This is a genomic window from Sphingosinicella sp. (genome assembly GCF_041916975.1).
GTDB lineage: Bacteria > Pseudomonadota > Alphaproteobacteria > Sphingomonadales > Sphingomonadaceae > Sphingosinicella.
In genome coordinates this window covers 3,033,560-3,060,526 of the sequence record NZ_JAYRYK010000001.1, presented here as the reverse complement: position 1 = coordinate 3,060,526, position 26,967 = coordinate 3,033,560, and the positions used below count along the sequence as shown (strand labels likewise).

Sequence of the window (26,967 nt, the reverse complement as noted above, 5' to 3'; positions counted from 1 at the left end):
TACGTGAGCACCGGAAGCGCGGAGAGCCGCCATTTGCAGGCCGTCAGAGCTGAATGGCGATCGGTCCTAGAACTCGATCCGGTCGAGCCGCCAGTCCTCGGCATCCGCGCCCGCATACCAGTCCTGCATGAACGGATGAGCGAGAACGGCGTTCACATAGGCTTCCGATGCATCGGAGAGCGGCACGTCGTAGGTGCGGAACCGCGTGACGACGGGAGCGTACATGATGTCCGCCGCACCGAACGCGCCGAACAGATAAGGGCCACCGTTACCGCCGAAACCATGCAATGCCTCGCGCCACAGTGCGTCGATGCGGCCGATGTCGCGCTCCACCTCAGGCGTCAGCGCGAACGCCGGATAGGTCCGCCCGGTGTTCATCGGGCAGTGCCTGCGCAGATTGATGAAGCCCGCGTGCATCTCCGCCGCGATCGAACGCGCGAGCGCCCGCGCCGCGTCATCCTTCGGCCAGAAGACGTCGCGGCCGACACGGTCGGCGAGCCAGTCGATAATCGCGAGGCTCTCCCACACCACGACGTCGCCATCCCAAAGCACGGGCACGGTGCCCGAAGGCATCAGCGAGGCATCTGCCTTCGCCGCGGCGAATTCGGGCGTATCCATCGGGATCACCACTTCGTCGAATGCGAGGCCCGATTGCCTGATCGCGAGCCAGCCGCGCAGCGACCACGACGAGTAGCGTTTGTTGCCGATCACCAGTTTCATATGCCCGCCTCGTCCTTCGCCGCCCCGAGCACCGCAGCGCGCAGGTCTTCGATCCCGTGGTTCTTTTCGGAGCTGGTGGCGAGCAGGCTGGGGAACGATGCTGGATGCCGCTTCAGAAGCGCCGGAAGATCCTCGCGCAGCTTCGCGACCCAGCTTTCCTTCACCTTGTCCGTCTTGGTGAGCACGATCTGGTAGGAGACGGCAGCGCTGTCCAGCATGTCCATCACGTCTTCATCGACCTTGCCGATACCGCGGCGGCTATCGATCAGCAGCAGCACGCGCTTCAGATTGGCGCGCCCGCGCAGGTAATCGAACACGGCGCGCTTCCACGCGTCCACCATCTTCTTCGGCGCCTCGGCATAGCCGTAGCCCGGCATGTCGACGAGGCGCAGCACGGCGGGCTCGCCGACATCGAAGATGTTGAGAAGCTGCGTGCGCCCCGGCGTGTTCGAAGTGCGCGCGAGGCCCTTCCGCGCCGTCAGCGCGTTCAAAAGCGAAGACTTGCCGACATTGGAACGCCCCGCGAACGCCACCTCCGGCAGGTTCGCCGGGGGCAGATCGTCCATCGTCGGCGCCGACTTCACGAAGGCGATCGGCCCCGTGAACAGCCGGTTCGCCTCCCGGGGGCTGACGCCGGTCATTTTGCTTTGGCAGGTTCGGGCGCGGGCGCCGGATGCTTGCGGATCAGCACCCACTGCTGGGCGATCGAGATGATGTTGTTCACCGTCCAGTACAGCTGCAGACCCGCCGCGAACGGCGCCATGATGATCATGAACATCCACGGCAGGATGGCGAACACCTTCTGCTGGATCTCGTCGAGCGGCTGCGGATTGAGCTTCTGCTGGAGCCACATGGTGATGCCGAGCAGGATCGGCAGCACGCCGATGCCGATATAGGGCGGCGGCGTGAACGGCAGCAGGCCGAACAGGTTCACCGGCGTCAGCGGATCGGGCGCGGAAAGATCCTTGATCCACAGGTAGAACGGCTGGTGCCGCATATCGATGACAAGGAACAGCGTCTTGTAGAGCGCGTAGAAGATCGGGATCTGCAGCAGGATCGGCAGGCAGCCCGCGAGCGGGTTGACCTTCTCCGTCTTGTACAGCTCCATCATCTCCTGCTGGAGCTTCAGCTTGTCGTCCTTGTAGCGCTCCTGCAGCGCCTTCATCTTCGGCTGCACCTGCCGCATCTTCGCCATCGAGGCGTATTGCTTGTTCGCGATCGGGAACAGCACGAAGCGGATGAGGATGGTGAGGCCGATGATGGCGACGCCGAGGTTGCCGGTCTTCTCGAACAGCCAGTCGAGCAGATGGAAGATCGGCTTCGCGATCACCTCGAACCAGCCCCAGTCGATGGCGCTGCCGAGGCGAACGACGCCGAGACCATCCTGATAGCGATCGAGGACGTCCACCTCCTTCGCGCCCGCGAACAGGCGCGTCGTCGTCGCGGCGGTCTGGCCGGGGCCGACGGCAATCGGCTCGCCACGCACGCCGGCCTGATAGCGCTGGTCGCCGCCGCCCCGGAAATTCGCGTCGAACGTCGTGTCGTTCGCGGGGATGAGTGCGGAAAGCCAGTATTTGTCGGTGAAGCCGATCCAGCCGCCCTTCGAGCTGAAATCGATCTGCCGGTCCGGCGCCTCGTCGATGTCCTCGTAATTATTGTCGTAGTCGGTTTTGCCGCCGAACACGCCGATCGGCCCGGTGTGGGCGTTGAACGTGCTCTTGTCCGGCCCGGTGCCGACGCGCGCGACAAGCCCGTAAGGCCGCGCGACGAGCGCCTGGCCGCCTTTGTTCACGATGCTCTGCTTCGCGGTGAACAGATAGTCCTTGTCTACCGACAGGGCGATCAGGAAGGTCTGGCCTGCGGCGTTCGTCCACGACAGCGTCACCGGCTGTTCGGGCGTCAGCGTCGGCGCGCTCGCCGTCCAGCGTGTTTCGGCGGTCGGCAGGCCCGCGGACCCGGTCCAGCCGAATTCCGCGAAGTACGCGCCCTGCGTTCCCGAAGGCGAGAACAGGCGGACATTCGCCGAATCCTTCTTCAGCGTCTCGTCGTGGCGCAGCAGCAGCAGGTCGTCGATGCGCGCGCCGGCAAGATTGATCGAGCCCGAAAGCGCGGGCGTGCGGATCGCGACGCGTGCGCCTTCAGCGATCACCGCTGCCCGGTCGCGCAGCATGGTGGGCGCATCGGCGATCGGCGCTGCGCCATCCGGCTTCTGTGCAGCACTTACCGGTGCGTTGGACTTCGGCGTCGGGAAGAAGCGCTCCGAAACGGCAGCCCAGCCGAACAGCACGACGATCGACAACAGGATCGCCAGAAACATGTTGCGATTATCGCTCAAGCTCGACCACCTTCTTGCGGCCCGCAGCAGGGCCTCGACTTCATTATGGTTTCGGAACCGGGGACGGGATCGAACCCCGAACCGCCCCACGGATGGCAGCGCAATATCCGACGAAGCGCAAGCGCGCCACCCTTGATAGGACCGTGCCGCTCGATAGCATCGATGGCATAGGCCGAGCACGACGGCGCGAAGCGGCACGTTGGCGGCAGGATCGCCGAGAAGGTCAGCTGCCAGCCGCGCGCCACGAGGATCATCATGCGGGCAGCCAGCCTGCCGATCATCTTGCGACCTTCCGCACGGCGCGCTGCAGATCGGCGATCAGATCGGCATAAGCGCGTGTCAGCCCGGCCTCGCGGCCGATCAGCACATAATCATGGGCGGGAGACGCCAGCGCAGGCATCGATTCGGAAACGAGCGCGCGCAGGCGGCGCTTCAATCGGTTGCGGACGACCGAATTGCCGATCTTCTTGGTGACGGTGAAACCGACGCGCACCCCGCCGCCATCGGCGCGGTCGCGGGCCAGCAGGATGAAACCGTCGGTCACAGCGCGGCGTCCCTTGTTCGCGGCGAGAAAGTCACGCCGCGAACGGAGCCGCTCGGGTGTCGGAGCTACGCCGACAGCCGCTTGCGGCCGCGCGCGCGGCGGGCCGCCAGAACCTTGCGGCCGCCCGGCGTCGCGGAGCGCGTGCGGAAGCCGTGACGCCGTTTGCGGACGAGCTTGCTCGGTTGGTAGGTGCGCTTCATCGGACATGCCTTCTTGCGAATCGAATCAATAAAAACGGCCGCGCACGCGTGCTCGCGCAATCGCGGCCGAAACCTTCGGGCGAGCGCATAGGCAGGCACGCGCCCAAAGTCAACGGAAAGCGTGGACGCGCCTACTCCGGACGCGGCCGTTTGCGGCGGCGAAGTCCCATGTCCACCCAGTGTGCAATTTTCGGATAGCGGCGCTTGAAGCCGACGTAACGCTTGCGCGCGCCGTGCGAGTTTCTGAGCACGAGAGCGAGCCCGATCGCCGAACCAATGAAGCCGAACGGCCCCGGAATCAGCGGCCCGCCGATGATCGGCGACAGGATCATCAGCATCACGCCCGCCGTGATCTCCGCGCCGCGGCGCGCGAGCGAACGCGGCCGCCGCGGCTTGCGTGCGGATGGAGAAGGCGTGGTCACCGGGAATCCTTGAAGACGCGCGAATCGTTTCTGCAGCGCACGATGCACCGGCGGCGTGTCAAAAAAGAGGCCGTATCCTCAGGGGTTTGACGGCAATGTTGGCGCACTCTACCGGTGTCCTTCGATGCATTGTTTCGGTGCATCAACGGGGGAATGCTGGTCATGGTTGCGCGCGTGCAGACAGTCGCGTTCATCGGGCTTGAAGCGCGCAGTATCGATGTGCAGGTGCAGATCGCGCGCGGGGGTGCCAAGTTCACCATCGTCGGCCTGCCCGACAAGGCCGTGGCCGAAAGCCAGGAGCGCGTGCGCGCGGCGCTTTCCGCCATCGGCCTCGCGCTTCCCTTCCAGCGCATCACCGTCAATCTTTCGCCTGCCGACCTCCCCAAAGAAGGCAGCCACTATGACCTCCCCATCGCGCTCGGCCTGCTCGCCGCGATGGGCGTCGTAGATCTCGAAGCGCTCGCCGGTTACGCGGCGGTCGGCGAACTCGCGCTCGACGGGCGCGTGAGCCCGGTGCCCGGCGTGCTGCTCGCCGCACTCCACGCCTCGTCCAACGAACTCGGCCTCATCTGCCCGGCCGCGCAGGGCGGCGAAGCGGCGTGGGCGGGCTGCGACGTGCTCGCCGCGCCCGATCTCCTCAGCCTGCTCAACCACCTGAAAGGTACGCAGCTTCTCAGCCCGCCCGTGGCGACCGTGGCCGACGAACCCGTCGGCGCGCCAGACCTCGCCGCCGTGAAGGGCCAGGAAACCGCCAAGCGCGTGCTCGAAGTGGCGGCGGCCGGGGGCCATAACCTGCTGTTCTCCGGGCCGCCCGGCGCGGGCAAGTCGCTCCTCGCCGCCACGTTGCCCGGCATCCTGCCGCCGCTCTCCCCGCGCGAGGCACTGGAGGTCTCGATGGTCGCCTCTGTCGCGGGCGCGCTCGACGGCGGCAAACTGATCCGCACCCGCCCCTTCCGCGCGCCGCACCATTCGGCATCGATGGCGGCACTCGTCGGCGGCGGCGCAAAGGCGCGGCCGGGCGAAGTGAGCCTCGCGCATCTCGGCGTGCTGTTCCTCGACGAGCTGCCGGAATTCCAGCGCCAAGTGCTCGATTCGCTGCGCCAGCCGCTGGAGACGGGTGAGGTGAGCATCGCGCGCGCCGCGCTTCACGTCACCTACCCCGCGCGCGTGCAGCTCATCGCCGCGATGAATCCCTGCCGCTGCGGGCACCTGAGCGACCCCGCACTCGCCTGCGCCCGCGCGCCCAGATGCGCCGCCGACTATCAGGCGAAGCTCTCCGGGCCGCTGCTGGACCGCATCGACCTCCACGTCGAGGTCGAACCCGTCTCCGCCGGCGATCTCGCGCTACCGCCCCCCGCGGAAGGCTCGGCCGAAGTCGCCGCGCGCGTCGCCGCCGCCCGCGCGCTCCAGACCGCGCGCTACGAAGCGCACGGCGTCCGCACCAATGCCGAGGCCGACGGCAAACTCCTCGAAGATGTCGCGACACCCGACGACGCCGGCCGCACGCTTCTGATGCAGGCCGCAGAATCGATGCGCCTCACAGCACGCGGTTACCACCGCGTGCTGCGCGTCGCCCGCACGCTCGCCGATCTCGCAGGCGCGGAGAGCGTGGCCCGCATCCATATCGCCGAAGCGCTCAGCTACCGGCGCCGCGCCCCGGTGAACTGAAACCATATCCCCAGGCTATCTTTCGTCGACGCCTGAACGCATTTCCATCGCAATAGCGCTCGTCTATCGTCACCACCCCATGGGCAGAGGGAGCCATTGATGCCGTTACATGTGAAAATGCTGATCGGGTTCGCGGCCGGTCTTGTCGCGGGCCTTGTCGTGCATTTCACGGCCGGCGCGGATGCCGCATGGGTCCATACCGTCACGACCTACGTGACCGGCCCGATCGGGCAGCTCTTCCTGCGCCTGCTCTTCATGCTCGTGATCCCGCTGCTGTTCTCGGCGCTGGTGCTCGGCGTCGCCGAGATGGGCGACATCCGCTCGCTCGGCCGCATCGGCTGGAAGACGCTCGCCTATACGATCGGCGTTTCCGCCGTGGCGGTGGCGATCGGCCTCTTCTTCGTGAACGTACTGCGCCCCGGCGACGGCATCGACCCCGCGCTCGCCCAGCGTCTGCTCGCCGACGCGGGCGACAATGCGTCAGCGATCGTCGCAAGCTCCCGCGAGGCGCCCTCCGGCGTGGAAGCCGTGCTCAACATCGTGCCCTCGAACGTCATCCGCGCCGCCGCGGACAACGACATCCTCGCCGTGATGTTCTTCGCGCTAATGTTCGGCATCGGCATGGTGCTCGCGAACTCGCCGGGCACGGAGCGCCTGAAGGGCGCGATCGAAGGCCTGTTCGACGTGACGATGACGCTGATCAACCTCGTCATCCGCATGGCGCCCTATGCCGTCGCCTGCTTCATGTTCAATCTCGCAGCGCTGTTCGGCTGGGATCTGCTCGCCCGCCTCGCCTCTTACGTCGGCGTCGTCGTGCTCGCGCTCGGTGTCCACATGATCGTCGTCTACTCGCTTGCCGTGAAGTTCCTCGGCGGCATGTCGCCCGCGCGCTTCTTCAAGGGATCGGAGGAAGCCATCGTCATGGCCTTCTCCACGGCCTCCTCAAACGCCACGCTGCCCACGGCACTCCGCGTCGCCGAAACCAAGCTGATGCTGCCGCGCCGCGTCTCGCGCTTCGTGCTGACGATCGGCGCCACCGCCAACCAGAACGGAACCGCGCTGTTCGAAGGCGTCACCGTGCTGTTCCTCGCGCAGTTCTTCGGTGTCGAGCTGTCGCTCGGCCAGCAGTTCGTGGTGATGCTGGTGTGCATCCTCGGCGGCATCGGCACGGCGGGCGTGCCCGCGGGCTCGCTGCCGGTCGTCGCGCTCATCCTCGGCATGGTCGGCGTGCCGCCCGAAGGCATCGGCCTCATCCTCGGCGTCGATCGCTTCCTCGATATGTGCCGCACCACGCTGAACGTCACCGGCGATCTCGCCGCCGCAGTGGTGGTGTCGCGCGGCGAAACCGACCCACCGCTCCTTACACCCGAACCTATGCGATGAGGTTTTCCACTGTTTCGTGAAAGCGGCGGATGCCGAGTTCGAGGCTGCCGAGCAGCAGTTCGGACACGGCGCCGCTTTCCAGCCCCTGCTGGCCGAGCGCGGCGGCCCCGAAATCCTCGGTGCCGAACACGCCACCGTCGAGCAGCTCCCATGACCGACGCCAGTGATCCTCGGCCTTCGCCGTCGCGGGCTTCTCGGGGATCAGCATGAAGTCCTCAACGAGCGTGCGCCCCGCCGCCTGCGGCATCAGCGTCATCAGGTTCACATAGTCGGGCGAGAACACCAGCACCGTGCCGGGCACGAGCTGATAGGCATAAGTGACGACACGGCGCAGCGCCGCCCAATCTTCAAGATCGACCTTGGCGAGATAATCGGCGCGGGCCACCGCCGAACGCGCGTGCGGACCGATCAGGTCGGCCGCCGTGATCCCGTCCACGAAGAAAGGCGCGATCGTTTTCGTGTGCAGGCGCTGCACATGGTAGCTTTCAAGGAACGCGTCCATGATGAGCTTCCAGTTCGCGGGCACATCATGCGTGCGGCGATTGTAGAGATACATGTCGCCAAGCCCGAGCGCGTCGAAATCGGCGGCGAGCGCCCCCTCGACATACGAAAAATCATAGGCCCGATCCCGCTCAAGCCCCGCCCAGATGATGCCGCCTGCCTCACGCGAGGGGAGTTCGAGAAGACCCCGCTCCGCCTTGTCCAACCCCGGAAACGTGTCGGCGCGCGGCACGCCCGCCAACCGCCCGTCCGCGCCATAGGCCCAGGCATGATAGGGGCAGACGATGCGCGGCGCCTTCTGCACCTCTGCCCCGTCCAGCAGACGCGTGCCGCGATGGCGGCAGACGTTCAGGAACACGCGCACCACACCCTTGCCGTCGCGCGCGAGGAGCAGCGGCACGCCGAAGCCGTCGTGCGGCACCGCCATGTTCGTCTCCGGCAGCAGCGCCGATACCGCGACCGCAACCGGAAGCCGCCCGAACAGCCGGTCACGCTCCAACCGGAAACGCGCGTCGTCGATATAGACGGATGCGGGCACGGTCGCGGTGTGGTCGTCGTGCGCGGCCTTGCCGTCCGCGATCACCCGCGCCAGCGCAAGCTGGCCGGCGGTCGGACGGCGCGGGGGTGAAAGGGCGTCCATGCCACACATTCTACCGCGCCGGAGGCTGCCCGGCACCTAGCGCAAACGGGGGAGATTCACGCGGCACGTTTTCTGCCCTACACATGCGGGCGTTGAGCATGAAGGAGCAGGCATGGCGGGCACGTTCGCATCGGTTCGGGACCGTCTTCCCGAAGGTGTCCGCCCGTATTTCGAATCCGAGCCGCTCGCCGCGCTGTTCCTCGGCATGTCGTCGGGCTTTCCCTACGCGATGATCGGCGCGACGCTGACCACGCGTCTGGCGCAGGACGGGATCGACAAGAAGAGCGTCACCACCTTCGCGCTCGTGTTCCTCGCCTACAACTTCAAGTTCCTGTGGGCCTGGGTGGTGGAAGGCGTGCGCCTGCCGCTGCTCGGGCGGCTCGGCCAGCGCGTATCGTGGATGGTGTTCACGGCGGCGCTGGTGATCGCCGCGGTCATCAACCTCGGCCTCACCGACCCGGAGGCGGATATCATGGCGGTCGCCCTCGCCGCGATCTTCGTCGGCGTCGCGGGCGCAACCTTCGATATCGTGATCGACGCCTACCGTATCGAGCTTCTGGAGCCGCGCCAGCTCGGCGTCGGCGCGGGCATGTCGCAATACGGCTGGCGCATCGGCGCGGCGGGCGCGGGCGCGCTCGCGCTTGTCGCCGCCGATCCCATGCAGTGGAACCTCGGCTGGGACGCGGCCTACATGCTGTGCGCCGTCTTCGCACTTCCCGCCGCGCTCACCGCGCTTGTCATGGGCGAACCCGCACGCCACAAGGAGGTCGCCGCACGCAAGTCGCTGAAGTCGCTCGGCACCGCCATCATCGGCCCCTTTGCGGAGTTCCTGAAGCGCAGCGGCGCGTGGCTGGTGCTGCTCTTCATCCTCGTCCACAAGATCGGCGACACGCTCGCCAACCTCACGCTGCGCCTGCTGTTCGAGGATCTCGGCTATTCGAACACCGAAATCGCGATCTACGACGTCGGCGTCGGCTTCTGGGCGCTGCTCGCGGGCATCTTCGTAGGCGGCGTGCTTTACGCGAAGCTCGGCCTCAAACGCTCCGTGCTCTTCAGCCTGATCCTGATGGCGGTCTCCAATTTCAGCTTCGCGCTGCTCGCCGGGGCCGGGCATTCGAACACCGGCATGGCGCTCGCCATCGGTTTCGAGAGTTTCGCGAGCGGCATCGGTGGCGTCTGCGTCGTCGCCTATTTCTCCGCGCTCACGGACCTCCGCTTCACGGCGGCGCAATATGCGCTCATCTCCGCCTTCGCCAGCATCGTCGGCCGCGTCATGACCGGCACGACGGCAGGCGCGCTCATCGAGAGCTTCGGCTATGTGAACTACTACCTCTTCACCACCGCGATCGCGGTCCCCGGCATCCTCCTCTTCTGGCTGATGATGCGCGCAGGGCTCATCGACGCCTCGATCGGCACGGCGGGAACGGAGAAAGCGCCCGAACAGCCCTGACGGAAAGCAGAACACCCGGAAAATACAGGAGACATCGAACATACGAAAAGTATAGAGTACGACGTTGGGGGAAATTCCGATGTCGTTTCTTGCACGAACGTTCAGTCTTCTCCTTATCGCCTTCTGTTTTTCGGCAAGCGCTTCAGCCGAATGGCGTGTCGCGGAAACAAAGCATTTCCGCGTTTACAGCGACGGCTCCGAAAAGGCGCTGGTCGCCTATGCGCGGCAACTCGAACGCTTCGATTGGCTGCTGCGGTTGATGACGGGCGCCGGCATGGAGCGGGAGATGCCACCGCTCGACATCTACCTGGTTCGCTCGGGAGCAAAGCTACGCGCGCTCGCGAACCTGCCGCACGATATCGGCGGCGTCTACTACGCGGGGGCAAGCGGCACGGCCGCCTTCTCCGTTCGCGCCAACGATGCAGACGATACTGCGCTCGATATCCTGCTGCACGAATATGCCCATCACTTCATGATGTTCCATTTTCCCTACGTGTACCCATCCTGGTACGTGGAGGGCTTCGCCGAGTATTTCTCCACCGCCGACGTCAAGACCGACGATATGACGATGGGCCGTCCCGACACGAACAGCGGTTCGTGGCTCGCCTACGGAACCTGGATCGACGCGCGTGAACTGCTGCTGGCCGATGCCTGGAGCCTGAAAAGGCGCGACGATACCACAATGTTCTATGCGCAGGCGTGGCTCGCGACGCACTACCTGCTCCGCGATCCGCAGCGATCGCAACAGCTGTCCGCCTATTTGAAGCGCTTGAGCGAGGGGGAAGGCCTTGAAGCGGCCTTCGAACCTGCTTTCGGCGTCGACATGAAAACGTTCAACCGACAGCTCAACAAGTACATGAGAGGGAAGATCACTTACACGAAGCTGACCATCAAGCCGGGCCAGGCCCCCGATGCTCCCCCGAGCGTGCGCGTGCTGCCGACCTCGGCCGAAACGCTGCTGCTTCCCTATGCCATGCTGAAAGTGGGGACGGGAGACGACGAGGCGCTCCTCGCGAGCCTGCGGCAAGGCGCTCTGCGTTACCCGAACGATCCGTGGGCAGCCGAGGTGATCGCCGCGGCGGAGGCCGAATTCGGCGACATCGCGCGCGGGCGAACGCTACTCGAACCGCTGCTGAAGACCCGGCCTGACGATGCCGAACTCAATTACCTGATGGGACGCAGTTACATGCGGTCCGCTGAGGACGGCGCTGAAGAGGATGCGAACCACGCCAAGGCCAGGCGGTATTTCACACGCGCCTTCAAAACGCGTCCCCGCCACTATCAGACGCTTTACAACTATGTCCGCGCGCAGGCCGATCCGCAGCGTCCCGACGTTGTCGAAGCGCTTGCCGAGGCGCGCGCACTTGCGCCACAAGTCAGAGACATCAACATCGCGCTCGCTTCCGTGCTGGTCGAGAAGGGCGAATTCAAGCAAGCCAAGGCTATTCTCGGCGCAATGATGATGAACCCGCACAGCCCCCCGTCCGACTATGTCGTGGACCTGCTGCAACGGGCGCGGGCGGGTGACGAAGCCTCCGCCGAAACGCCAAAGGTCAGCCCGGAAGGGGCCCGTTGATCTTCAGCACGTCACCGGCGAGGTAGAGCGACCCCGCGATCAGCACCACGGGCGGCGCCTTGCGGTCGGCGGCGTGGCCGATGCGGCGGAGGGCTTCGTCGACCGATACGGCGTGGGTCGCGGTGAGGCCGACATCGCCCGCAAATTTCGCGAGCGTTTCCGGGGGCACGCAGTCGTGCTCGGGGATCGGCACGGTGTGCACCGCTGTCACACGGCCGGCGAACGCCTTGAGGAAGGCCGCCGCGTCCTTGCTCTGGAGCATCCCGAGCACGAGGTGGAACGGCGTCGCCGCGATATCCTGCGCGCGGAAGGCATCGACGATCACGCGCGCCGCGGAGGGGTTATGGCCGCCGTCGAGCCAGAGTTCGCTGCCCTGCGGCAAATGCTGCACGAACGGGCCGCTCTCCAGCCGCTGCAGCCGCGCGGGCCATTCTGCCCAGCCCGGCCCGGCACGGAGCGCCGCATCCGGCACGGCGAGCGCCGTCTGGTGGCGAAGCATGGCGGCGGCAAGGCCGACATTGTCGATCTGGTGGGCGCCCGGCAGGCGCGGCATACCGAGCGTCAGCTTCGCCTTGCTGTCGCGGTAGTGGAGCTGCTCCTGATAGATGCCCACATCCCAGTCGATACCGCGCGCGATGATGCGCGCGCCCTTCGGCCCCGCCACCTCGCCGATCGCCGCCGCCACCGTCTGTGGATAGCGGGAGGTGACGAGCGGCACGCCCTTCTTGGCGATGCCCGCCTTCTCGCGCGCGATGTCGAGGATGGAGTGACCGAGAAACTGCTGGTGGTCGAGGCCCAGTTGCGCAATGCCGCACACGGCCGCCGTGGGCACCACGTTCGTCGCGTCCCACGTGCCGCCGAGTCCGACCTCGATGACGCAGGCGTCGGCGGGCGTGCGCGAGAAGGCCGTGAACGCCGCCGCCGTGGTCAGCTCGAAGAAGGTGATCTGTTCGCCGTTGTTAACGCTGATCACATCGGTCAGCAGCTCGATCAGCTCGGAATCGGTGATCAGCCGCCCGGCAAGGCGGATACGCTCGTTGAAGCGCACCAGATGCGGCGAGGTGAAAACGTGGACGCGGTGCCCCGCTGCTTCGAGGCAGGCACGCAGAAAGGCGGCCGTCGAGCCCTTGCCGTTGGTGCCGGAGACGTGAAACACCGGCGGCAGGTGGTGGTGCGGATTGCCGAGCTTGCCGAGCAGCCGTTCGAGGCGGCCGAGCGTCAGGTCGATCAAATTGGGGTGCAGCGCCTTCGCCTCGACGAGCAGAGCGTCGAGCGCGGGATTGTCTGATCGGGCCCCCTCGGTGGCCATCAGCGCGGTGCTGGCATCGATCAGGCGGCTTTCGCGGACGCGTGGGTGAGCACGCCGAGCAGGCTGCCAAGCTGCGCCTTCAGCCGCTTCCGGTGCACCACCATATCGACCATGCCGTGCTCGTGCAGATATTCGGCGCGCTGAAAGCCTTCGGGCAGTTTCTCGCGGATCGTCTGCTCGATGACACGCTGTCCGGCAAAGCCGATGAGCGCGCCCGGCTCGGCAATGTGCACGTCTCCGAGCATCGCGTAGGACGCGGTGACGCCGCCCGTCGTCGGATCGGTGATGACGACGATGTACGGCAGCCCGGCCTCGCGCAGCAGCGATGTGAGCACGGTCGCGCGCGGCATCTGCATCAGGCTGAGAAGCCCTTCTTGCATACGCGCGCCGCCCGCCGCAGTGAAAACAACGTACGGCACGCGGCTGTCGAGCGCGGCTTCTGCCCCGGCGATGAACGCCTCGCCGACACCCATGCCCATCGATCCGCCCATGTAGGCGAAGTTCTGCACGCCGACGACCGCGGAGATGCCCTCGATCTGGCCTTCCGCCACGGCGAACGCCTCGGGCTCACCGGTCGCGCCGCGCGCGGCCTTGATGCGGTCAGTGTATTTCTTCTGGTCGCGGAACTTCAGCGGATCTTCCGTCACCGACGGGATCGCCAGCCGCTCGTACTTGCCGCCGTCGAAGACCTGCTGGAAGCGTTCCTTCGGGCCGATGCGCTCGTGGAATTCGCAGCGCGGGCAGACGTTCATGTTGTCCACCAGTTCGCGGTGGAAGTTCATCTGGCCGCAGCCCCGGCACTTTGTCCAGAGGTTGTCCGGCGTTTCCTTCTTGGTGAGGAAACTGAGCGCGGGGCGGATGCGTTCGAGCCAGCTCATGCGGCCTTCTCCCTTGCGGTGGCGAGCGCGGCGGCGAGCCCGGTCACATAGTCCTTCACATGCGGCGCGGCCGCGGCGCCGTGCGCGGCGACGATATCGACGATCGCCGAGCCGACGACAACCCCGTCCGCAACGCGCCCGATCGCGGCGGCCTGTTCGGGCGTGCGAACCCCGAAGCCGACCGCGACGGGCAGGTCGGTCGCCGCCTTCAGCCGCGCGACAGCGTCTTCGATGCTGCCCTGCGCCGCCTGCTGCAACCCGGTGATGCCAGCGACCGAGACATAATAGAGGAAGCCGGACGCGCCATCCAATACCGCGGGAAGCCGCGCGGCATCCGTGGTGGGCGTCGCGAGGCGGATGAAGTGCAGCCCCGCGGCACTAAGCGCAGGCCCAAGCTCCGCATCTTCTTCAGGCGGCAGATCGACCGCGATCACGCCATCGACACCCGCATCTTTAGCGGCAGCGGCGAACCAGTCCGTCCCGCGCCGAAGCATCGGGTTCGCATACCCCATCAGCACGAGCGGCACCTGCGGGTGACGCGCGCGGAACGCCTTCGCAATGCCGAGAATGTCGGCCGTCGTCGTTCCCGCCCCAAGCGCCCGCAGGTTCGCACGCTGAATGGCGGGGCCGTCCGCCATCGGATCGGTGAACGGCATTCCGAGCTCGATCACGTCCGCCCCGCCCGCGACGAGCGCATCGAGGACGGCGCCGGTATCGGCGGGCGACGGATCGCCACCCGTCACGAAGGTAACGAGCGCCGCGCGGCCCTCGGAACCGGTGCGGGCGAAGGTGGCGGAGAGACGCCCACTCACAGCTTCACCCCCAGCGCTTCGGCCACGGTGAAGATGTCCTTGTCGCCGCGCCCGGAGAGGTTGACGATGATCAGCTTGTCCCTGCCCAGCGTCGGCGCGATGCGTTCCGCAGCCGCGATGGCGTGCGCGGATTCGAGCGCGGGGATGATGCCTTCCAGCTTGCAGAGGCGCTGGAAGCTCGCGAGCGCCTCGTCGTCCGTCACGGGCACATAGCGAACCCGGCCGATCTCATGGAGCCACGCGTGCTCCGGCCCGATACCGGGATAATCGAGCCCCGCTGAGATCGAGTGCGCCTCGGTGATCTGGCCGTCCTCGTCCTGCAGCAGGTAGGTTTTGTTGCCGTGGAGGACGCCGGGCGAACCGCCCGCGAGGCTCGCGGCGTGCTTGCCGTCCAGCCCCTCGCCAGCCGCCTCGACGCCGACGATCTCCACGTCTGCATCATCCAGGAACGGGTGGAACAGGCCGATGGCGTTGGAGCCGCCGCCGACGGGCGCGATCAGCATGTCCGGCAGGCGGCCTTCAGCCTCGAGGATCTGGGCGCGCGCCTCGGTTCCGATCACCGACTGGAAATCGCGCACAAGCTCGGGATAGGGGTGCGGGCCCGCGACCGTGCCGATGATGTAGAAGGTGTCGTGAACGTTCGCGACCCAGTGGCGCAGCGCCTCGTTCATCGCGTCCTTCAGCGTCTTCGCGCCCGATTCCACCGCGACCACCTCGGCGCCGAGCAGCTTCATGCGAAACACGTTCGGCTGCTGGCGCGCAACGTCCACCGCACCCATGAAGATTGTGCAGGGCAGGCCGAACAGCGCCGCCACGGTCGCGGTCGCGACGCCGTGCTGGCCCGCGCCCGTCTCCGCGATGATCTTTGTCTTGCCCATACGCTTGGCGAGCAAAATCTGGCCGATGCAGTTGTTGATCTTGTGCGCGCCGGTGTGATTGAGGTCCTCGCGCTTCAGGTAAATCTTCGCGCCGCCCAGCGCTGTCGTCAGACGCTCGGCAAACCACAGCGGGCTCGGCCGGCCGACATAGTGCTTCAGCAGGTATTCGAACTCGTCGCGGAAGGCCGGGTCGGTCTGCGCCGCGCGGTATTCGCGTTCGAGATCGAGGATCAGCGGCATCAGCGTCTCCGCGACATAACGCCCGCCAAACGCGCCGAAATGGCCGCGCTCGTCGGGCTGCTGCCTCAGGCTGTTCTGAACCGTCATCGTGCGCGCACCGCCTCGCAAAACGCCCTGATCTTCGCCGGGGATTTCACGCCCGGCGCATCCTCCACTCCCGACGAGACGTCGACGAGCGGCGCCTGCGTCGTAGCGAGCGCCTCGCCGACTGTCGAGGCGTCAAGTCCGCCCGCAAGGCCCCACGCCGCACCGGGGTCGAAGCCTCCGTTGCCCCCGGCAAGCAGCCGCCAGTCGAAGCGCACGCCCATGCCGCCGGGAAGTGCCGCGCCGGTGGGCGTCTTCGCGTCGAACAGGATACGGTCGGCAACGCCCGCATAGCGCCGCGCCGCTGCAAGATCGGCGCGGGTCGCAACCGATATGGCCTTCCACACTTCGACGTCGAAGCGCGCCTTCACCGCCGCCACGCGATCCGGCCCCTCGTCTCCGTGAAGCTGCACGCCATCGAGCCGCGCAGCGCGCACGGCCCCGCCGATCGCCTCGTCGTCGGCATTCACGAACAGGCCGATGCGGCGGATGCCGGACGGCACCGTGCCGGCAAGCCCGCCGGCCTCATCGAGCGAAAGATTGCGCGGACTTTTCGCAAAGAACACGAAGCCCACGTAGTCCGCGCGCCCTGCTGCTGCGGCATCGATCGCGGTGCGGTCCCGCACGCCGCAGATCTTGATGCGCGTCACGGCTCAGAGGCTCTGGAGGATTGCGTCCGCCGCCGCGCCGGGATCATCGGCGCCGGTGATCGGCCGCCCGATGACGAGAATGCTCGCGCCCGCGTCCATCGCCTGGCGCGGCGTCATCACGCGCTTCTGATCGCCCACGGCGCTGCCCGCCGGGCGGATGCCGGGCACGACGAAGAAGCCATCGGGCCACTGCGTGCGCATCGCGGCGACTTCGTGCGCCGAGCACACGATGCCGTCGAGCCCCGCGCCCCGCGCCAGCACCGCCAGCCTGCGGACCTGATCGGCGGTGGTGCCGATCACGCCGGTGGCGGCAAGGTCCTCCTCGTCCATGCTGGTCAGCACCGTGACGCCCACGACCTTCGCGCCGGGACGCGCCGCCGCTTTCGCCGCGCGCATCATGGCGCTGCCGCCGCCCGCGTGGACAGTGAGGATATCGTACGGGCACGAGGCGAGCGAACGGACGGCGCCGGCCACGGTATTCGGAATGTCATGAAGCTTGAGATCGAGGAAGACAGGCACCCCGCCCTCCCCCGCGACGGCAGCCACACCCTCGCGGCCGTTCGCCATGAAGAACTCAAGGCCGAGCTTGATGCCGCCGACACGCCCCGCGACACGCGCGGCAAGCGCCCGCGCGTGGTCCTTGTCGGCCGTATCGACCGCACAGAAGACAGGATTGCTCATAGCGGGGCGAGAGGCGGCGGCGAGGCCGGATCCATGACGGGCGGCGGCGCGGGCGACGGCACCGGCGCCTTGTCCTCAAGCGCGCGTTCGAGCTTCTTCACCCGCCGCGACCAGTGCCAGCGGCTGGTGTAGCGCAGGATCGCGAGCGGCAGCGCGCCAGCGAGGAACATGAGGAGCAGCAGAACGGGGAGCCGGATCGCCAGCTCGTAATCGCCCCACAGCTTCAGCGTGACGAAATCCCAGTTTCGCGCGGCAAACCATGCCAGCAGCGCGCCAAACAGGAAGTAGAAGGTCAGCGTAACGATGCGCATGACCTCTGCTTAACGAACAGCTGCGCGCGATGCCAGCACCGATGGCGTACAAAGCGCCATCAGCCCAAAAGACGATTTAGGGTGTGTGGGGATTCAATTCAGGGCGAGGCGAAAACGGTGGATTTCGAGAACCGGCGCGCAGCGTACTAAAGGTACGTGAGCACCGGAAGCGCAGAAAGCCGCCGTTTGCAGCCCGGCATGGGCTGAATAGCCACACACCCTATTTGTTGAGCCGCTCGCGCAGTTCCTTGCCGGCCTTGAAATACGGCACGCGCTTCGCGTCCACAGACACTTTCTCGCCGGTGCGGGGATTGCGCCCCGTCCGCGGATCGCGGCCGCGCGTCGAAAAGGCACCAAAACCGCGCAGTTCAACGCGGCGGCCTTCGGCGAGCGCCTCCGTGATCGAATCGAAAATGGTCGATACGACCCGTTCGACATCCCGCTGCGACAAATGCGGGTTCATTTCCGTGACTGCTGCGACGAGTTCAGATCGAATCATCTCTCACCCCGTTTCTCGAGCCCCAATTATTGTTCCAACCACGTTGCGGGCCACCCAGCACGGACCGGGTCCATTATCCCCCGACTCGGTCCGCGCAAATCATACAACAGCTTGAGCAGGTTAACAAAAAGCAAGCGGCCCGTCAGTAACGGAACTGACGGGCCGCAAACGGCTCACAAAGGCGCGTTGGCTTACTTCTTCGCGTCCTTGGCCTTGTTCAGCGCCTCACCGAGGATGTCGCCGAGGCTCGCGCCCGAATCGGACGAGCCGTACTGCTTCACGGCTTCCTTCTCCTCGGAGATCTGCAGTGCCTTGATGGAGAGGTTCGGCTTCTTCGAACGATCGAAGCCGATCACCTGCGCATCGACCTTCTGGCCGACCTGGAAGCGCTCCGGACGCTGCTCGTCGCGGTCGCGGCTGAGATCGCCGCGACGGATGAAGCCGGTCGAACCGCTGTCGCCGAGCGTGACCTCGATGCCGCCGTCGGTGATCGCCGCCACGGTGCAGGTGACGGTCTCACCCTTGTTGACGCCGCCGCCGCTGGAGACGGTGGCACCGCCGCCGCCGCCGCCCGACGCGGAATCAAGCTGCTTCATGCCGAGCGAGATGCGCTCCTTCTCCACGTCCACGTCGAGCACGACGGCCTTCACCGTCTCGCCCTTGTGGTGCAGTTCCAGCGCGTCCTCGCCGCTCACGCCCCACGCGATGTCGGACATGTGGACCATGCCATCGACGTCGCCGTCGAGGCCGATGAACAGGCCGAACTCGGTGGTGTTCTTGACTTCGCCCTCAACGACGCTGCCGGCCGGGTGCTGAGACGCGAACGCCTCCCACGGGTTCTGCTGCGCCTGCTTGAGGCCAAGGCTGATGCGGCGCTTGTCCTCATCGACCTCGAGCACCACGACGTCGACTTCCTGACTCGTCGAAACGATCTTGCCCGGGTGGACGTTCTTCTTGACCCACGACATTTCGGAGACGTGGACGAGACCTTCGACGCCCGCTTCCAGCTCCACGAAGGCGCCGTAGTCGGTGATGTTGGTGACGCGGCCGGTGGCCTTCTGGCCGACCGAATACTTGGCGGCGGCGCCTTCCCACGGATCCGACTCAAGCTGCTTCATGCCGAGCGAGATGCGCTGCGTGTCGCGGTTGATGCGGACGATCTGCACCTTCACGGTGTCGCCGATGCCGAGCACTTCCGACGGGTGACCGACGCGCTTGTAGCTCATGTCGGTGACATGGAGCAGGCCGTCGATACCGCCGAGGTCCACGAACGCACCGTAGTCGGTGATGTTCTTGACGACGCCGTCGACCGTCTGGCCTTCGGTGAGCGTCTGGATAAGGCCCGAACGCTGCTCGGCGCGGGTTTCCTCGAGCACGGCGCGGCGCGAGACGACGATGTTGCCGCGCTTGCGGTCCATCTTCAGCACCTGGAACGGCTGCGGCATGCCCATCAGCGGGGTGACGTCGCGCACGGGGCGGATATCGACCTGGCTGCCGGGGAGGAACGCCACCGCGCCGCCGAGATCGACGGTGAAGCCGCCCTTCACGCGGCCGAAGATGACGCCATCGACGCGGGCGTTTTCCTGGAATTCGGATTCGAGCTTGTCCCAGGCGGCTTCACGGCGCGCGCGGTCGCGCGACAGCATGGCCTCGCCATAGGCGTTCTCGACACGATCGACATACACTTCGACCTGATCGCCGATCTTGATCTCGGGCTTCTCGCCCGGCGCTGCGAACTCGCGCAGCGGCACGCGGCCTTCCGACTTCAGGCCGACGTCGATGACGGCCATGTCGTTTTCAATTCCGGTGACGGTGCCGGTGACGACCCGGCCTTCGAATGATTCGCTGCCGCCGAGGCTCGCTTCGAGGAGCGCCGCGAAATCGTCGCGGCTCGGCGTGGGGTTGGTTGCCATAGGTATCAGTTATCCTTCATGTCTGTTTACTGGCCGACCGGTTGTTTCCGGCGGTCTGGAAACACGTCCGGGCCCCATGCCCGTCCGCTCTCCTGCAAAAGCCTGCGCTGCAAAACCTTGCGTTTGGCCCTTCTTTTCCAAGTTCATGAAACGCGGAAAACGGGCGGCATCCTGAAGGCTGCCACCACGAAAAGCGGCGCCGCTCTATCGCAAAGCCGCCTTTTCCGCAAGTCGCGCCTCGGCAAGCGCGATCGCGCGCGCGATCGCCGTCTCCCGGTCCATCCCGGACGTGTCGAGCAGGATCGAGTCATCCGCCCGCCGGAGCGGCGCTGCATCGCGCCCCGCGTCCCGCGCATCGCGTTCGGCAAGATTGGCGCGCACGACGGCATAGTCGCGCTCCGGCGTCTCCGCCTGCCGGCGTTTCGCACGCACGTCGAGGCTCGCGGTCACGAAGATCTTGATGTCGGCATCGGGCGCGATCACCGTGCCGATGTCCCGCCCGTCGAGCACTGCGCCACCGGGCTGGCGCGCGAAGGCCTGCTGACATTCGAGAAGTGCCGCCCGCACCTCCGGATGCGCAGAGACGACCGAAGCCGCCCGCGCCGTCGAAGGTTCCCGCAGCGCCGGATCATCGAGCACGGCCACGTCGAGCGTTCGCGCGCACTTGGCAGCGAGCGCAGCGTCGGCGGGATCGCCCCCCGCGCGCAGCACGGCGAGGCCCACGGCACGGTAGAGGCTCCCGGTATCCATGTGCGGCAGACCGAAATGCGCGGCGAGCGCCCGCGCGATCGTGCCCTTCCCCGAGGCGGCGGGACCGTCCACGGCTATAACGACAGCGAAACGATTTGCATTCGGCACGTTCATGCCGCTCCTATAGACGCAGGCGTATCGATGTGAAGTGCGAAGGGGGGGCGCATGGTATCGGTAGGTGCGATGAAGATCGTCATCGGCACGCGGCCGGAGGCGATCAAGCTCGCCCCCGTCGTACTCGCACTGCGCGCGCTGCACCTGCCTGTTCGCGTGTGCCTGACTGGACAGCATCCCGAAATGGCGACCGAGGCGCTCGCACCCTTCGGCATCGAGGCCGATGTGAACCTCGATCTGATGCGACCCGGACAATCGCTTGCCGAACTGACGCGGCGCGCAGTGGATGCCCTCACCTTGCGGCTGGCCAGCAAGCAACCCGCGTGGGTGATCGTGCAGGGCGACACGACCTCCGCCCTGGCAGGCGCCATCGCGGCCCGGCAATTGGGCATCCCGGTCGCGCATGTCGAAGCCGGATTGCGCAGCTTCGATCTCACCCAGCCTTACCCTGAAGAGCTGAACCGCACGCTGATCGCGCGGCTGGCGACGCTGCATTTCGCACCCACGCCAGGTGCAGAGGCGAACCTTCGCGCCGAAGGTGTGCCGCGCCAGGCGATCGAAGTGACGGGCAACACGGTTGTCGATGCGCTTCACCGAACGCTGCGAACCGTACCCGCCGCACCGCGAAGCAAGCGGCGCCTCGTGCTCGCCACGCTGCATCGGCGGGAAAACCGTGAGACCGCGTTTCCCGAGATCATCGACGCACTTGCCGAAATCGCAGCACGCGGCGATGTCGAGGTGTTGCTGCCCCGTCACCCCGGCTGCCCGCCCGACATGTATGCGCCCCTGGAGACCGCGCCGAACGTGCGGCTGGTGCCGCCGATGCCCTACCCCGCCTTCGTCGCCGCACTCGCCGCGGCGCACCTCATCATCACCGATTCGGGCGGTATCCAGGAGGAAGCCTCCGCGCTCGGCATTCCGACCCTTGTGGTGCGCGCGCTCACGGAACGCCCGGAAGTGCTTGAGGCCGGCACCGCGATGATCGTGGACACTGCAAAGAGCGGCATCCTGGCGGCGGCAACGCGACTGCTTGATGATGATCTGGCCTACCGCAGCATGGCCAAACCCTCCACTCGTATCGGAGACGGAAAAGCCGCCGAGCGGATCGCCCGGCGGCTTTATGACGAACTGCACTCCGCACCAGCGACCTGAGCGCCTCAATCCTCTGCAGGCTTGGTCTGCAGCTGAATATAATTCTGGATACCCATCGATTCGATCAGCGAAAGCTGCGTTTCGAGGAAGTCGACATGCTCCTCCTCGCTTTCGAGGATGTCTTCCAGAATCTCGCGGCTGATATAGTCGCGCACCTTCTCGCAGTGCTGGATGGCATCGCGCAGCGGCGGGATCGCCTCGCGCTCAAGCTCCAGATCGGCTTTCAGCACCTCTTCCACCGACTCCCCGATGCGCAGCCGCCCGAGCAGTTGGAAATTGGGCAGGCCGTCGAGGAACAGAATGCGCTGGGCGAGCTTGTCGGCGTGCTTCATCTCGTCGATGGATTCGCCATACTCGTACTTTGCGAGGCGCGTGACGCCCCAGTTGTCCAGCATCCGATAGTGCAGGAAATACTGGTTGATCGCCGTCAGCTCATTCTTGAGCGCCGCATTCAGATGCTTGATGACGTCCTTGTCACCCTTCATGGCGCGTCTCCTTGTCTTGGACGGGGGAACAAGGAGCTATGATGCGCCCCAGAAAATTCAACGTCAACAATGGGTTGCGATGATGCGAAGCACTAGCAGCCGCCGCGACAGCCCCCCCTGCTCAGGCTGCGCGGCCGCCCTTCAGCAAACGCCGCGCATGAGAAAGGCACTGGCCGCACTGGGGGCGGGCACCCAGCCGCGCGTAGGTTTCCACCGGACAGCCCTTGGGGCCCGCAGCGGCGCGGACATCATTTTCACGCAGGGCATTGCACACGCAAAGGATCATCGTTAGGCCATCCCCAAAGCCAATAATGCGAACGATTAGCAGAATTACACCTCCGCTGCAAGTCATTCGCATTCGCGCCTGGATACATGACGCAACTTTACCCCTTCCCAATCGTTAACGAATTGGTAACCTTCGTTAACGGCAGGCATTGGGAGAGAGTTCGTGGCCCCCGAGCAAGAGTATGTGCAGGTTCGCGCGCGCGTTTCCCGGGCGGCCTTGATCAACGACCTGCGCTTTTTCTTCACTGCCTATGTCGCCGGAACGGCCTTCGCGCTGGTTTATCTCTTCTAGCGCGCCGCCGCGCCCATGCGCTGCATGAGCGGCAGGAAATCCGGGAAGCTCGTCGCGATCGGACGCGCGTCGTCCACCACCACCGGCGCCTTCGCGTTAAGGCCGAGCACTGCGAAGCTCATCGCGATACGATGATCGAGGTGGCTTGCCACGGTCGCGCCGCCGGGCACCGGCGCGCCGCCGCTGCCATGGATGACAATGCCGTCTTCCAGCTCCTCGACCGGCACGCCGCAGGCGGCGAGGCCCACCGCCATCACGGCAAGGCGGTCCGATTCCTTGACGCGCAGCTCCTCCAGCCCACGCATCACGGTCGCGCCGTCCGCAAAGGCCGCCGCGACCATCAGGATTGGATACTCGTCGATCATCAGCGGCGCAATCGCCGGATCGACCTCGCCGCCTTTGAGCATCGCATGGCGAACGCGAAGTGCGCCGACCGGTTCTCCCCCCGCCTCGCCTTTGCCCTCCACCGCCACCTCGAGTCCCAGCATGGCGAGGGCATCGATAATGCCCGTGCGCGTGGGATTGAGGCCGACATTCTCGATCACGACCTCGCTGCCCGGCACCACAAGCGCCGCCACGAGCGGGAACGCCGCGGATGAAATATCCCCCGGCACCGTGATTCGCTGCGGCTTCAACTCCGCCTCGCCATGCACGGAGATAAGGCGCGCGCCGTCTGGCAGACTTTCCACGGTCAAATCCGCGCCGAAACCGCGCAGCATCCGCTCCGAATGGTCGCGCGTCGGCACGCTTTCGATAACCCGCGTGATGCCCGGCGCATTGAGCCCGGCGAGCAGCACCGCGGACTTCACCTGCGCCGACGCCACCGGCAGGCGATATTCGATCGGCAGCGCCGGAGAGGCGCCCTCCACCGTCATCGGCAGGCGGTCACCGTTCCCGGAAAAGCGCGCACCCATCTGCGACAGCGGCGTGATGATCCGCTGCATCGGGCGCTTCGAAAGCGACGCATCACCCACGAAGGTCGCGCGAATCGCATGGCTGGCCACAAGCCCGGCAAGAAGCCGAGTCGAGGTGCCGCTGTTGCCCATCTCAAGCACGCCCGCAGGCTGCAACAGCCCGCCCACACCAACGCCGTGCACGCGCCAGCGCCCTCCGGCATCCCGCTCCGCATGCGCGCCCATCGCCCGCATCGCGGCGGCCGTGGCGTGGACATCCTCGCCTTCGAGGAGACCATCGATAACGGTTTCACCGACCGCGAGTGCGCCAAGCATCAGCGCCCGGTGAGAGATCGACTTATCCCCCGGCACACGCACACGGCCGGAAAGCGGCCCCTCGGCGACAAGCGAAAGCGGCATGGGTGTGGCGGCGGACAACGGTCGGCCCCTTCATCCTGGAGGAAACAGCTATGGGAAGCTGCCGACGCAACGCCGACGGCCGCGCGCGGGGGCTCCCGGCGCGATTAGGTTTTGACAGCGCCGCACGCGCATGGCAAGGCACCGCCCGCGAATCCGCCCCGGCGGCGCCCTTTTGTGCGCTTGGGTAGCGGCTACACGACAGACAGCTGTACGAAATACGAACGTCCGGAGACATATCTTGGTGAAGCCCGAATGGGGAACGAAGCGCACCTGCCCGAAATGCAGCACCCGCTTTTACGATCTTGGCGCCGATGACCCCGTCACCTGCATCGAATGCGGAACGGCCTGGGCGCCCGAGCCGATCCTGAAGTCCAAGCAGCCGCTGCCCTTCGAGGTGGTGAAAAAGGAAGCCGCCACCGAAAGCGATGACGGCGCCCTCGACGAAGACGATCTCGACGTGGATGTCGACGACGACGACGTGAACCCGGACGACGAGAACGACCTCGGTGGCGACGACGACCTCGGCGAAGTCGCGATGACCAAGGAATCGGGCGAAGACGTCTGATTTTTTGAATGGGAGCCGCACAAGGTGCTTGCGCACCGCGCGGCTTCTGACCTAAATGCCCGCCGCCCGGGACCAGACCGGGCCGCAAGCAAGACGTGTGGGGCCGTAGCTCAGCTGGGAGAGCGCTACAATGGCATTGTAGAGGTCAGGGGTTCGATCCCCCTCGGCTCCACCAAACTACCAGCTGACGCTCTTGAAGTGGCATCCCAAGCGAGGTAGCTTCTCCCTTTTTCTTCATCGAGGCTAAATCTTTCGAGCTACGATGAACACGGAGCTTGGCGCGATCTTCTGAAGGATACTGCGCGGACGGTAGTGCATGTTCCAGCGCAGTGCACGACACAGCAGCCAGTCCAGAACGACAAACACCGTGTTGTTATAAGGCTTGATCCCGAGCTTCGCGCCGCCACGGGCTACTAGGGGGCAATCGAAGTAGACAACGGACTCGGACGTGAACCCGGCACGCTCGACCGCTTGAAGCAGTGGCTGCGGTGGGAGACCTCTCTCCCGTCTCGTCATGTTCGGGCGGGGGAAACGCCAATCGCCCATCATCGTGATCGGCTCGCGAATAATCAGATAGCCCCCACTTGCCGTCGTTCGCCCCATCTCGCTGATGATATGGGAGACATTCGGAATATGATGAAGGCATCCGATCGCGATGGAGAGATCAAAGGACTCGTCCTGAAATGCGGTCAAACTCCCATCGGCGTTCGGAGTGCGGTAGTGGGCTGGCTTCCCCCCGATGAGCGGACGCCACCATTTTTCTTCGGGTTCGACGCAGAAGAAGCTCCCGACCTGATGCGCCAAGGGTTCCACGTCCTTTCCATCAGCGACACCGATCGCGAGACAGTTCTCAAATGTCCGGTGTTTCACGCGGCGAAAGGCATGTATCCAATTGAGGATATCGTACTGGGTTGTATCCACACCCTCATAGCACGCATAGGAGGCACTCTTCTCGTCCTCAAACCAGCGGTCGATGGAGGCAGGCACGAAGTCATCGCCAAAGATGTGCTCGCCCGACATGAGCTTGGTGAACACATCGTCTGGAATTAGGGAAAGATCGGCCGGTAAAGCCTCTCCATTCAGCCAGTCATCAGCATTCCCCACCGGCCCCTCCCCATCCGTGAGTTTGTGCATCGTAAAGTTTGTCCTGTTATTATTGAAGCCCCATGATTGCACTATCGTATTCGCCCGACAACGAACGGGTTGCAGCCACTGCACCTATGCGCGTTAGGATAGGCACTCTTCTCGGCCCAGATGTTGCCACAAGAGTGTTTGATGTCGTCCTAAATCTGCAAGCGGCAAACGTACGCGGGAAAGTGCTGCTCGCGGCAGACGCCCTTAATGTCTACAACCAGACCGTTTTCGTTCAACAGCTCGACGACGACATATGGCTCGACCGCCTTATAGAAGGCATGCGCTACAGCAGCGATGACCGCGTCGTAACGGTACGAAAATGCGTTATCATCAAGCAGAAACCCGTATTCATGATCTGCTTCAGCTGCATCTGCGAGAGGATCGTGCACCGTCACATCATGTCCGATCCACTGGAGACGACCGATGATATCGACGACCTTCGAATTCCCAAGATCGGGCACGTCTTCCTTAAAAGTAACACCCAGCACGAGAATCTTACCTACCCGACCCAGCCACGCATGTACCTGGCCGGCAATGTAAAGGCCCATGGTGTCGTTCACGGCGCGTCCCGCCAGAACCACCTGCGGATCGTGCCCAAGCTTCTGCGCCATTTAGCAATAGGCGTCGACGCCGATGCAGTGGCCGCCGGCAAGGCTTGGCTGAAACTTGAGAAAATTCCATTTTGTTGCGGCCGGCTCCAACGCGTCGTAGACTGAGAGGCCTAGCTTGCCGAATATCCCCCAGACACGTTCGATGTCGGGTCCGCGGATATCTTCGGTAACACCCGGATAGACAGTCGATTCATAGACGATGATCGCTCGTTAGCCCTGGGCAAGGATCGATGCGTTTGCGCGGGTTGCAGCCAGCACTGGTGCCAGATCCGACTCTTTCGCAACATCGACCGGCGTCGGTACGGTAACGATATAGATATCGGCGCCGCGGCAGTCATCAATAGGAGTAGTGCAACGCAGGCTGGTGGCGCGCAGCACTTCAGGTTCAACCTCGCGTGTGCGGTCATGCCCGCGCTGAAGTTCCGCGACCCGCCCGGCAGAGATATCCAACCCCATCGTATCGCACGAGCGCGCCAGAGCGATCGCGAACGGCAAACCGACATAGCCGAGCCCGATGACAACAACTCTCATATCCACAGTTTTCCACGTATTTGTGGCTGCCACTTCGACAA

28 protein-coding genes, 1 tRNA gene and 2 pseudogenes are annotated in these 26,967 nt (G+C 65.4%); 8 read left to right on the top strand and 23 right to left on the bottom strand.

The annotated features are described in order from the left end of the window. Positions 1-66: 66 nt before the first annotated feature. From ACE3TJ_RS14540 to ACE3TJ_RS14510, 7 genes and pseudogenes are all read right to left on the bottom strand, one after another. Positions 67-720 (bottom strand): glutathione S-transferase family protein, encoded by a 654-nt coding sequence (locus ACE3TJ_RS14540; protein WP_374597354.1) that lies wholly within the window; start codon positions 718-720, stop codon positions 67-69. After that, positions 717-1,361, bottom strand: coding sequence for a ribosome biogenesis GTP-binding protein YihA/YsxC (yihA, locus tag ACE3TJ_RS14535; protein WP_374597352.1), 645 nt, complete (start codon positions 1,359-1,361; stop codon positions 717-719). Before yihA ends, ACE3TJ_RS14540 begins: the two co-directional genes overlap by 4 nt. Continuing rightward, positions 1,358-3,055 (bottom strand): membrane protein insertase YidC, encoded by a 1,698-nt coding sequence (gene yidC, locus ACE3TJ_RS14530; RefSeq protein ID WP_374597350.1) that lies wholly within the window; start codon positions 3,053-3,055, stop codon positions 1,358-1,360. Before yidC ends, yihA begins: the two co-directional genes overlap by 4 nt. Positions 3,056-3,114: 59 nt before the next feature. Further along, positions 3,115-3,324: pseudogene (yidD, locus tag ACE3TJ_RS14525) on the bottom strand (membrane protein insertion efficiency factor YidD); the annotation flags it as partial. 8 nt (positions 3,325-3,332) lie between these two features. Then, a pseudogene (rnpA, locus tag ACE3TJ_RS14520) lies at positions 3,333-3,647 on the bottom strand (ribonuclease P protein component); the annotation flags it as partial. Positions 3,648-3,664: 17 nt separating this feature from the next. Continuing rightward, positions 3,665-3,799 (bottom strand): 50S ribosomal protein L34, encoded by a 135-nt coding sequence (gene rpmH / locus ACE3TJ_RS14515; protein ID WP_121049614.1) that lies wholly within the window; start codon positions 3,797-3,799, stop codon positions 3,665-3,667. 131 nt (positions 3,800-3,930) lie between these two features. Next, the gene (locus ACE3TJ_RS14510) at positions 3,931-4,221 is read right to left on the bottom strand and encodes a hypothetical protein (RefSeq protein ID WP_374597348.1); all 291 of its coding nucleotides are present in this window, start codon (positions 4,219-4,221) and stop codon (positions 3,931-3,933) included. Between the two features lie 162 nt (positions 4,222-4,383). Here ACE3TJ_RS14510 and ACE3TJ_RS14505 point away from each other — a divergent pair, with 162 nt between their 5' ends. Then, entirely contained in the window at positions 4,384-5,889 is a 1,506-nt protein-coding gene (locus tag ACE3TJ_RS14505; protein ID WP_374597346.1) for a YifB family Mg chelatase-like AAA ATPase, read from the top strand. Between the two features lie 99 nt (positions 5,890-5,988). Continuing rightward, positions 5,989-7,272, top strand: coding sequence for a dicarboxylate/amino acid:cation symporter (locus ACE3TJ_RS14500; protein ID WP_374597344.1), 1,284 nt, complete (start codon positions 5,989-5,991; stop codon positions 7,270-7,272). On the opposite strand, the gene ACE3TJ_RS14495 is transcribed toward ACE3TJ_RS14500, so the two are convergent. After that, positions 7,262-8,413 carry an aromatic ring-hydroxylating dioxygenase subunit alpha gene (locus ACE3TJ_RS14495; protein ID WP_374597342.1) on the bottom strand — a complete coding sequence of 384 codons (1,152 nt, stop codon included), beginning with the start codon at positions 8,411-8,413 and terminating at the stop codon, positions 7,262-7,264. The two genes, ACE3TJ_RS14500 and ACE3TJ_RS14495, sit on opposite strands and share 11 nt — an antisense overlap. A 112-nt stretch (positions 8,414-8,525) precedes the next feature. Between ACE3TJ_RS14495 and ACE3TJ_RS14490 the strand changes: the two genes are divergently transcribed. After that, a complete protein-coding gene (locus ACE3TJ_RS14490) occupies positions 8,526-9,863 on the top strand; it encodes an MFS transporter (protein WP_374597340.1) in 1,338 nt (445 codons plus the stop codon). 79 nt (positions 9,864-9,942) lie between these two features. After that, on the top strand, positions 9,943-11,439 hold the full coding sequence (locus tag ACE3TJ_RS14485) for a hypothetical protein (RefSeq protein ID WP_374597338.1): 1,497 nt from the start codon (positions 9,943-9,945) through the stop codon (positions 11,437-11,439). On the opposite strand, the gene ACE3TJ_RS14480 is transcribed toward ACE3TJ_RS14485, so the two are convergent. From ACE3TJ_RS14480 to cmk, 10 genes are all read right to left on the bottom strand, one after another. After that, positions 11,417-12,748, bottom strand: a complete 1,332-nt coding sequence (locus ACE3TJ_RS14480) for a folylpolyglutamate synthase/dihydrofolate synthase family protein (protein WP_374597336.1) — start codon at positions 12,746-12,748, stop codon at positions 11,417-11,419. The genes ACE3TJ_RS14485 and ACE3TJ_RS14480 overlap by 23 nt on opposite strands. 20 nt (positions 12,749-12,768) lie before the next feature. Next, a complete protein-coding gene (gene accD, locus ACE3TJ_RS14475; protein ID WP_374597334.1) occupies positions 12,769-13,626 on the bottom strand; it encodes an acetyl-CoA carboxylase, carboxyltransferase subunit beta in 858 nt (285 codons plus the stop codon). Further along, entirely contained in the window at positions 13,623-14,438 is an 816-nt protein-coding gene (gene trpA / locus ACE3TJ_RS14470) for a tryptophan synthase subunit alpha (RefSeq protein ID WP_374597332.1), read from the bottom strand. The genes accD and trpA overlap by 4 nt, the downstream gene beginning before the upstream one ends. Next, complete coding sequence (gene trpB / locus ACE3TJ_RS14465) at positions 14,435-15,643, bottom strand: tryptophan synthase subunit beta (RefSeq protein ID WP_374597330.1); 1,209 nt, start codon at positions 15,641-15,643, stop codon at positions 14,435-14,437. The genes trpA and trpB overlap by 4 nt, the downstream gene beginning before the upstream one ends. Continuing rightward, positions 15,640-16,290, bottom strand: a complete 651-nt coding sequence (locus tag ACE3TJ_RS14460; RefSeq protein WP_374597328.1) for a phosphoribosylanthranilate isomerase — start codon at positions 16,288-16,290, stop codon at positions 15,640-15,642. The genes trpB and ACE3TJ_RS14460 overlap by 4 nt, the downstream gene beginning before the upstream one ends. A 3-nt stretch (positions 16,291-16,293) precedes the next feature. After that, positions 16,294-16,971, bottom strand: coding sequence for an orotidine-5'-phosphate decarboxylase (gene pyrF, locus ACE3TJ_RS14455; RefSeq protein WP_374597326.1), 678 nt, complete (start codon positions 16,969-16,971; stop codon positions 16,294-16,296). Further along, the gene (locus tag ACE3TJ_RS14450) at positions 16,968-17,282 is read right to left on the bottom strand and encodes a hypothetical protein (RefSeq protein WP_374597324.1); all 315 of its coding nucleotides are present in this window, start codon (positions 17,280-17,282) and stop codon (positions 16,968-16,970) included. The genes pyrF and ACE3TJ_RS14450 overlap by 4 nt, the downstream gene beginning before the upstream one ends. 220 nt (positions 17,283-17,502) lie before the next feature. After that, positions 17,503-17,781: an integration host factor subunit beta gene (locus ACE3TJ_RS14445; RefSeq protein ID WP_374597322.1), complete on the bottom strand. Its 279-nt coding sequence runs from the start codon at positions 17,779-17,781 to the stop codon at positions 17,503-17,505. A gap of 191 nt (positions 17,782-17,972) precedes the next feature. Then, positions 17,973-19,694 carry a 30S ribosomal protein S1 gene (gene rpsA, locus ACE3TJ_RS14440; RefSeq protein ID WP_374597320.1) on the bottom strand — a complete coding sequence of 574 codons (1,722 nt, stop codon included), beginning with the start codon at positions 19,692-19,694 and terminating at the stop codon, positions 17,973-17,975. A gap of 204 nt (positions 19,695-19,898) precedes the next feature. Beyond that, the gene (gene cmk, locus ACE3TJ_RS14435; protein ID WP_374597318.1) at positions 19,899-20,558 is read right to left on the bottom strand and encodes a (d)CMP kinase; all 660 of its coding nucleotides are present in this window, start codon (positions 20,556-20,558) and stop codon (positions 19,899-19,901) included. A 51-nt stretch (positions 20,559-20,609) separates the two neighbouring features. On the opposite strand from cmk, the gene wecB reads away from it, so the two are divergent. Then, positions 20,610-21,710, top strand: coding sequence for a non-hydrolyzing UDP-N-acetylglucosamine 2-epimerase (gene wecB, locus ACE3TJ_RS14430; RefSeq protein WP_374597316.1), 1,101 nt, complete (start codon positions 20,610-20,612; stop codon positions 21,708-21,710). Between the two features lie 5 nt (positions 21,711-21,715). Here the strand turns inward: wecB and bfr are convergent, their stop codons facing one another. Then, entirely contained in the window at positions 21,716-22,195 is a 480-nt protein-coding gene (gene bfr, locus ACE3TJ_RS14425) for a bacterioferritin (protein WP_374597314.1), read from the bottom strand. 448 nt (positions 22,196-22,643) lie between these two features. Between bfr and ACE3TJ_RS14420 the strand changes: the two genes are divergently transcribed. Beyond that, positions 22,644-22,772: a hypothetical protein gene (locus tag ACE3TJ_RS14420; protein WP_374597312.1), complete on the top strand. Its 129-nt coding sequence runs from the start codon at positions 22,644-22,646 to the stop codon at positions 22,770-22,772. On the opposite strand, the gene aroA is transcribed toward ACE3TJ_RS14420, so the two are convergent. Beyond that, on the bottom strand, positions 22,769-24,085 hold the full coding sequence (gene aroA / locus ACE3TJ_RS14415) for a 3-phosphoshikimate 1-carboxyvinyltransferase (RefSeq protein ID WP_374599417.1): 1,317 nt from the start codon (positions 24,083-24,085) through the stop codon (positions 22,769-22,771). The two genes, ACE3TJ_RS14420 and aroA, sit on opposite strands and share 4 nt — an antisense overlap. 238 nt (positions 24,086-24,323) lie before the next feature. Here aroA and ACE3TJ_RS14410 point away from each other — a divergent pair, with 238 nt between their 5' ends. Together ACE3TJ_RS14410 and ACE3TJ_RS14405 are read left to right on the top strand one after the other, a co-directional pair. Beyond that, positions 24,324-24,650 carry a TIGR02300 family protein gene (locus ACE3TJ_RS14410; protein WP_374597310.1) on the top strand — a complete coding sequence of 109 codons (327 nt, stop codon included), beginning with the start codon at positions 24,324-24,326 and terminating at the stop codon, positions 24,648-24,650. Positions 24,651-24,749: 99 nt separating this feature from the next. After that, positions 24,750-24,825, top strand: a tRNA-Ala gene (locus ACE3TJ_RS14405). Between the two features lie 68 nt (positions 24,826-24,893). Here the strand turns inward: ACE3TJ_RS14405 and ACE3TJ_RS14400 are convergent. From ACE3TJ_RS14400 to ACE3TJ_RS14390, 3 genes are all read right to left on the bottom strand, one after another. After that, the gene (locus ACE3TJ_RS14400; protein WP_374597308.1) at positions 24,894-25,784 is read right to left on the bottom strand and encodes a class I SAM-dependent methyltransferase; all 891 of its coding nucleotides are present in this window, start codon (positions 25,782-25,784) and stop codon (positions 24,894-24,896) included. A 149-nt stretch (positions 25,785-25,933) separates the two neighbouring features. Then, a complete protein-coding gene (locus ACE3TJ_RS14395; RefSeq protein WP_374597306.1) occupies positions 25,934-26,395 on the bottom strand; it encodes a UDP binding domain-containing protein in 462 nt (153 codons plus the stop codon). A 210-nt stretch (positions 26,396-26,605) separates the two neighbouring features. Beyond that, complete coding sequence (locus ACE3TJ_RS14390; RefSeq protein ID WP_374597304.1) at positions 26,606-26,926, bottom strand: hypothetical protein; 321 nt, start codon at positions 26,924-26,926, stop codon at positions 26,606-26,608. Positions 26,927-26,967 lie beyond the last annotated feature (41 nt).

Excerpts from the sequence above, each read along its gene's own strand:
- ACE3TJ_RS14540 (WP_374597354.1), bottom strand. The coding sequence starts at position 720 with ATGAAACTGGTGATCGGCAACAAACGCTACTCGTCGTGGTCGCTGCGC.
- yihA (WP_374597352.1), bottom strand. The coding sequence starts at position 1,361 with ATGACCGGCGTCAGCCCCCGGGAGGCGAACCGGCTGTTCACGGGGCCG.
- rpmH (WP_121049614.1), bottom strand. The coding sequence starts at position 3,799 with ATGAAGCGCACCTACCAACCGAGCAAGCTCGTCCGCAAACGGCGTCAC.
- ACE3TJ_RS14505 (WP_374597346.1), top strand. The coding sequence starts at position 4,384 with ATGGTTGCGCGCGTGCAGACAGTCGCGTTCATCGGGCTTGAAGCGCGC.
- ACE3TJ_RS14500 (WP_374597344.1), top strand. The coding sequence starts at position 5,989 with ATGCCGTTACATGTGAAAATGCTGATCGGGTTCGCGGCCGGTCTTGTC.
- ACE3TJ_RS14495 (WP_374597342.1), bottom strand. The coding sequence starts at position 8,413 with ATGGACGCCCTTTCACCCCCGCGCCGTCCGACCGCCGGCCAGCTTGCG.
- ACE3TJ_RS14490 (WP_374597340.1), top strand. The coding sequence starts at position 8,526 with ATGGCGGGCACGTTCGCATCGGTTCGGGACCGTCTTCCCGAAGGTGTC.
- ACE3TJ_RS14485 (WP_374597338.1), top strand. The coding sequence starts at position 9,943 with ATGTCGTTTCTTGCACGAACGTTCAGTCTTCTCCTTATCGCCTTCTGT.
- ACE3TJ_RS14480 (WP_374597336.1), bottom strand. The coding sequence starts at position 12,748 with ATGGCCACCGAGGGGGCCCGATCAGACAATCCCGCGCTCGACGCTCTG.
- accD (WP_374597334.1), bottom strand. The coding sequence starts at position 13,626 with ATGAGCTGGCTCGAACGCATCCGCCCCGCGCTCAGTTTCCTCACCAAG.
- trpB (WP_374597330.1), bottom strand. The coding sequence starts at position 15,643 with ATGACGGTTCAGAACAGCCTGAGGCAGCAGCCCGACGAGCGCGGCCAT.
- pyrF (WP_374597326.1), bottom strand. The coding sequence starts at position 16,971 with ATGAGCAATCCTGTCTTCTGTGCGGTCGATACGGCCGACAAGGACCAC.
- ACE3TJ_RS14450 (WP_374597324.1), bottom strand. The coding sequence starts at position 17,282 with ATGCGCATCGTTACGCTGACCTTCTACTTCCTGTTTGGCGCGCTGCTG.
- ACE3TJ_RS14445 (WP_374597322.1), bottom strand. The coding sequence starts at position 17,781 with ATGATTCGATCTGAACTCGTCGCAGCAGTCACGGAAATGAACCCGCAT.
- rpsA (WP_374597320.1), bottom strand. The coding sequence starts at position 19,694 with ATGGCAACCAACCCCACGCCGAGCCGCGACGATTTCGCGGCGCTCCTC.
- cmk (WP_374597318.1), bottom strand. The coding sequence starts at position 20,558 with ATGAACGTGCCGAATGCAAATCGTTTCGCTGTCGTTATAGCCGTGGAC.
- wecB (WP_374597316.1), top strand. The coding sequence starts at position 20,610 with ATGGTATCGGTAGGTGCGATGAAGATCGTCATCGGCACGCGGCCGGAG.
- bfr (WP_374597314.1), bottom strand. The coding sequence starts at position 22,195 with ATGAAGGGTGACAAGGACGTCATCAAGCATCTGAATGCGGCGCTCAAG.
- aroA (WP_374599417.1), bottom strand. The coding sequence starts at position 24,085 with ATGCCGCTTTCGCTTGTCGCCGAGGGGCCGCTTTCCGGCCGTGTGCGT.
- ACE3TJ_RS14400 (WP_374597308.1), bottom strand. The coding sequence starts at position 25,784 with ATGCACAAACTCACGGATGGGGAGGGGCCGGTGGGGAATGCTGATGAC.
- ACE3TJ_RS14395 (WP_374597306.1), bottom strand. The coding sequence starts at position 26,395 with ATGGCGCAGAAGCTTGGGCACGATCCGCAGGTGGTTCTGGCGGGACGC.
- ACE3TJ_RS14390 (WP_374597304.1), bottom strand. The coding sequence starts at position 26,926 with ATGAGAGTTGTTGTCATCGGGCTCGGCTATGTCGGTTTGCCGTTCGCG.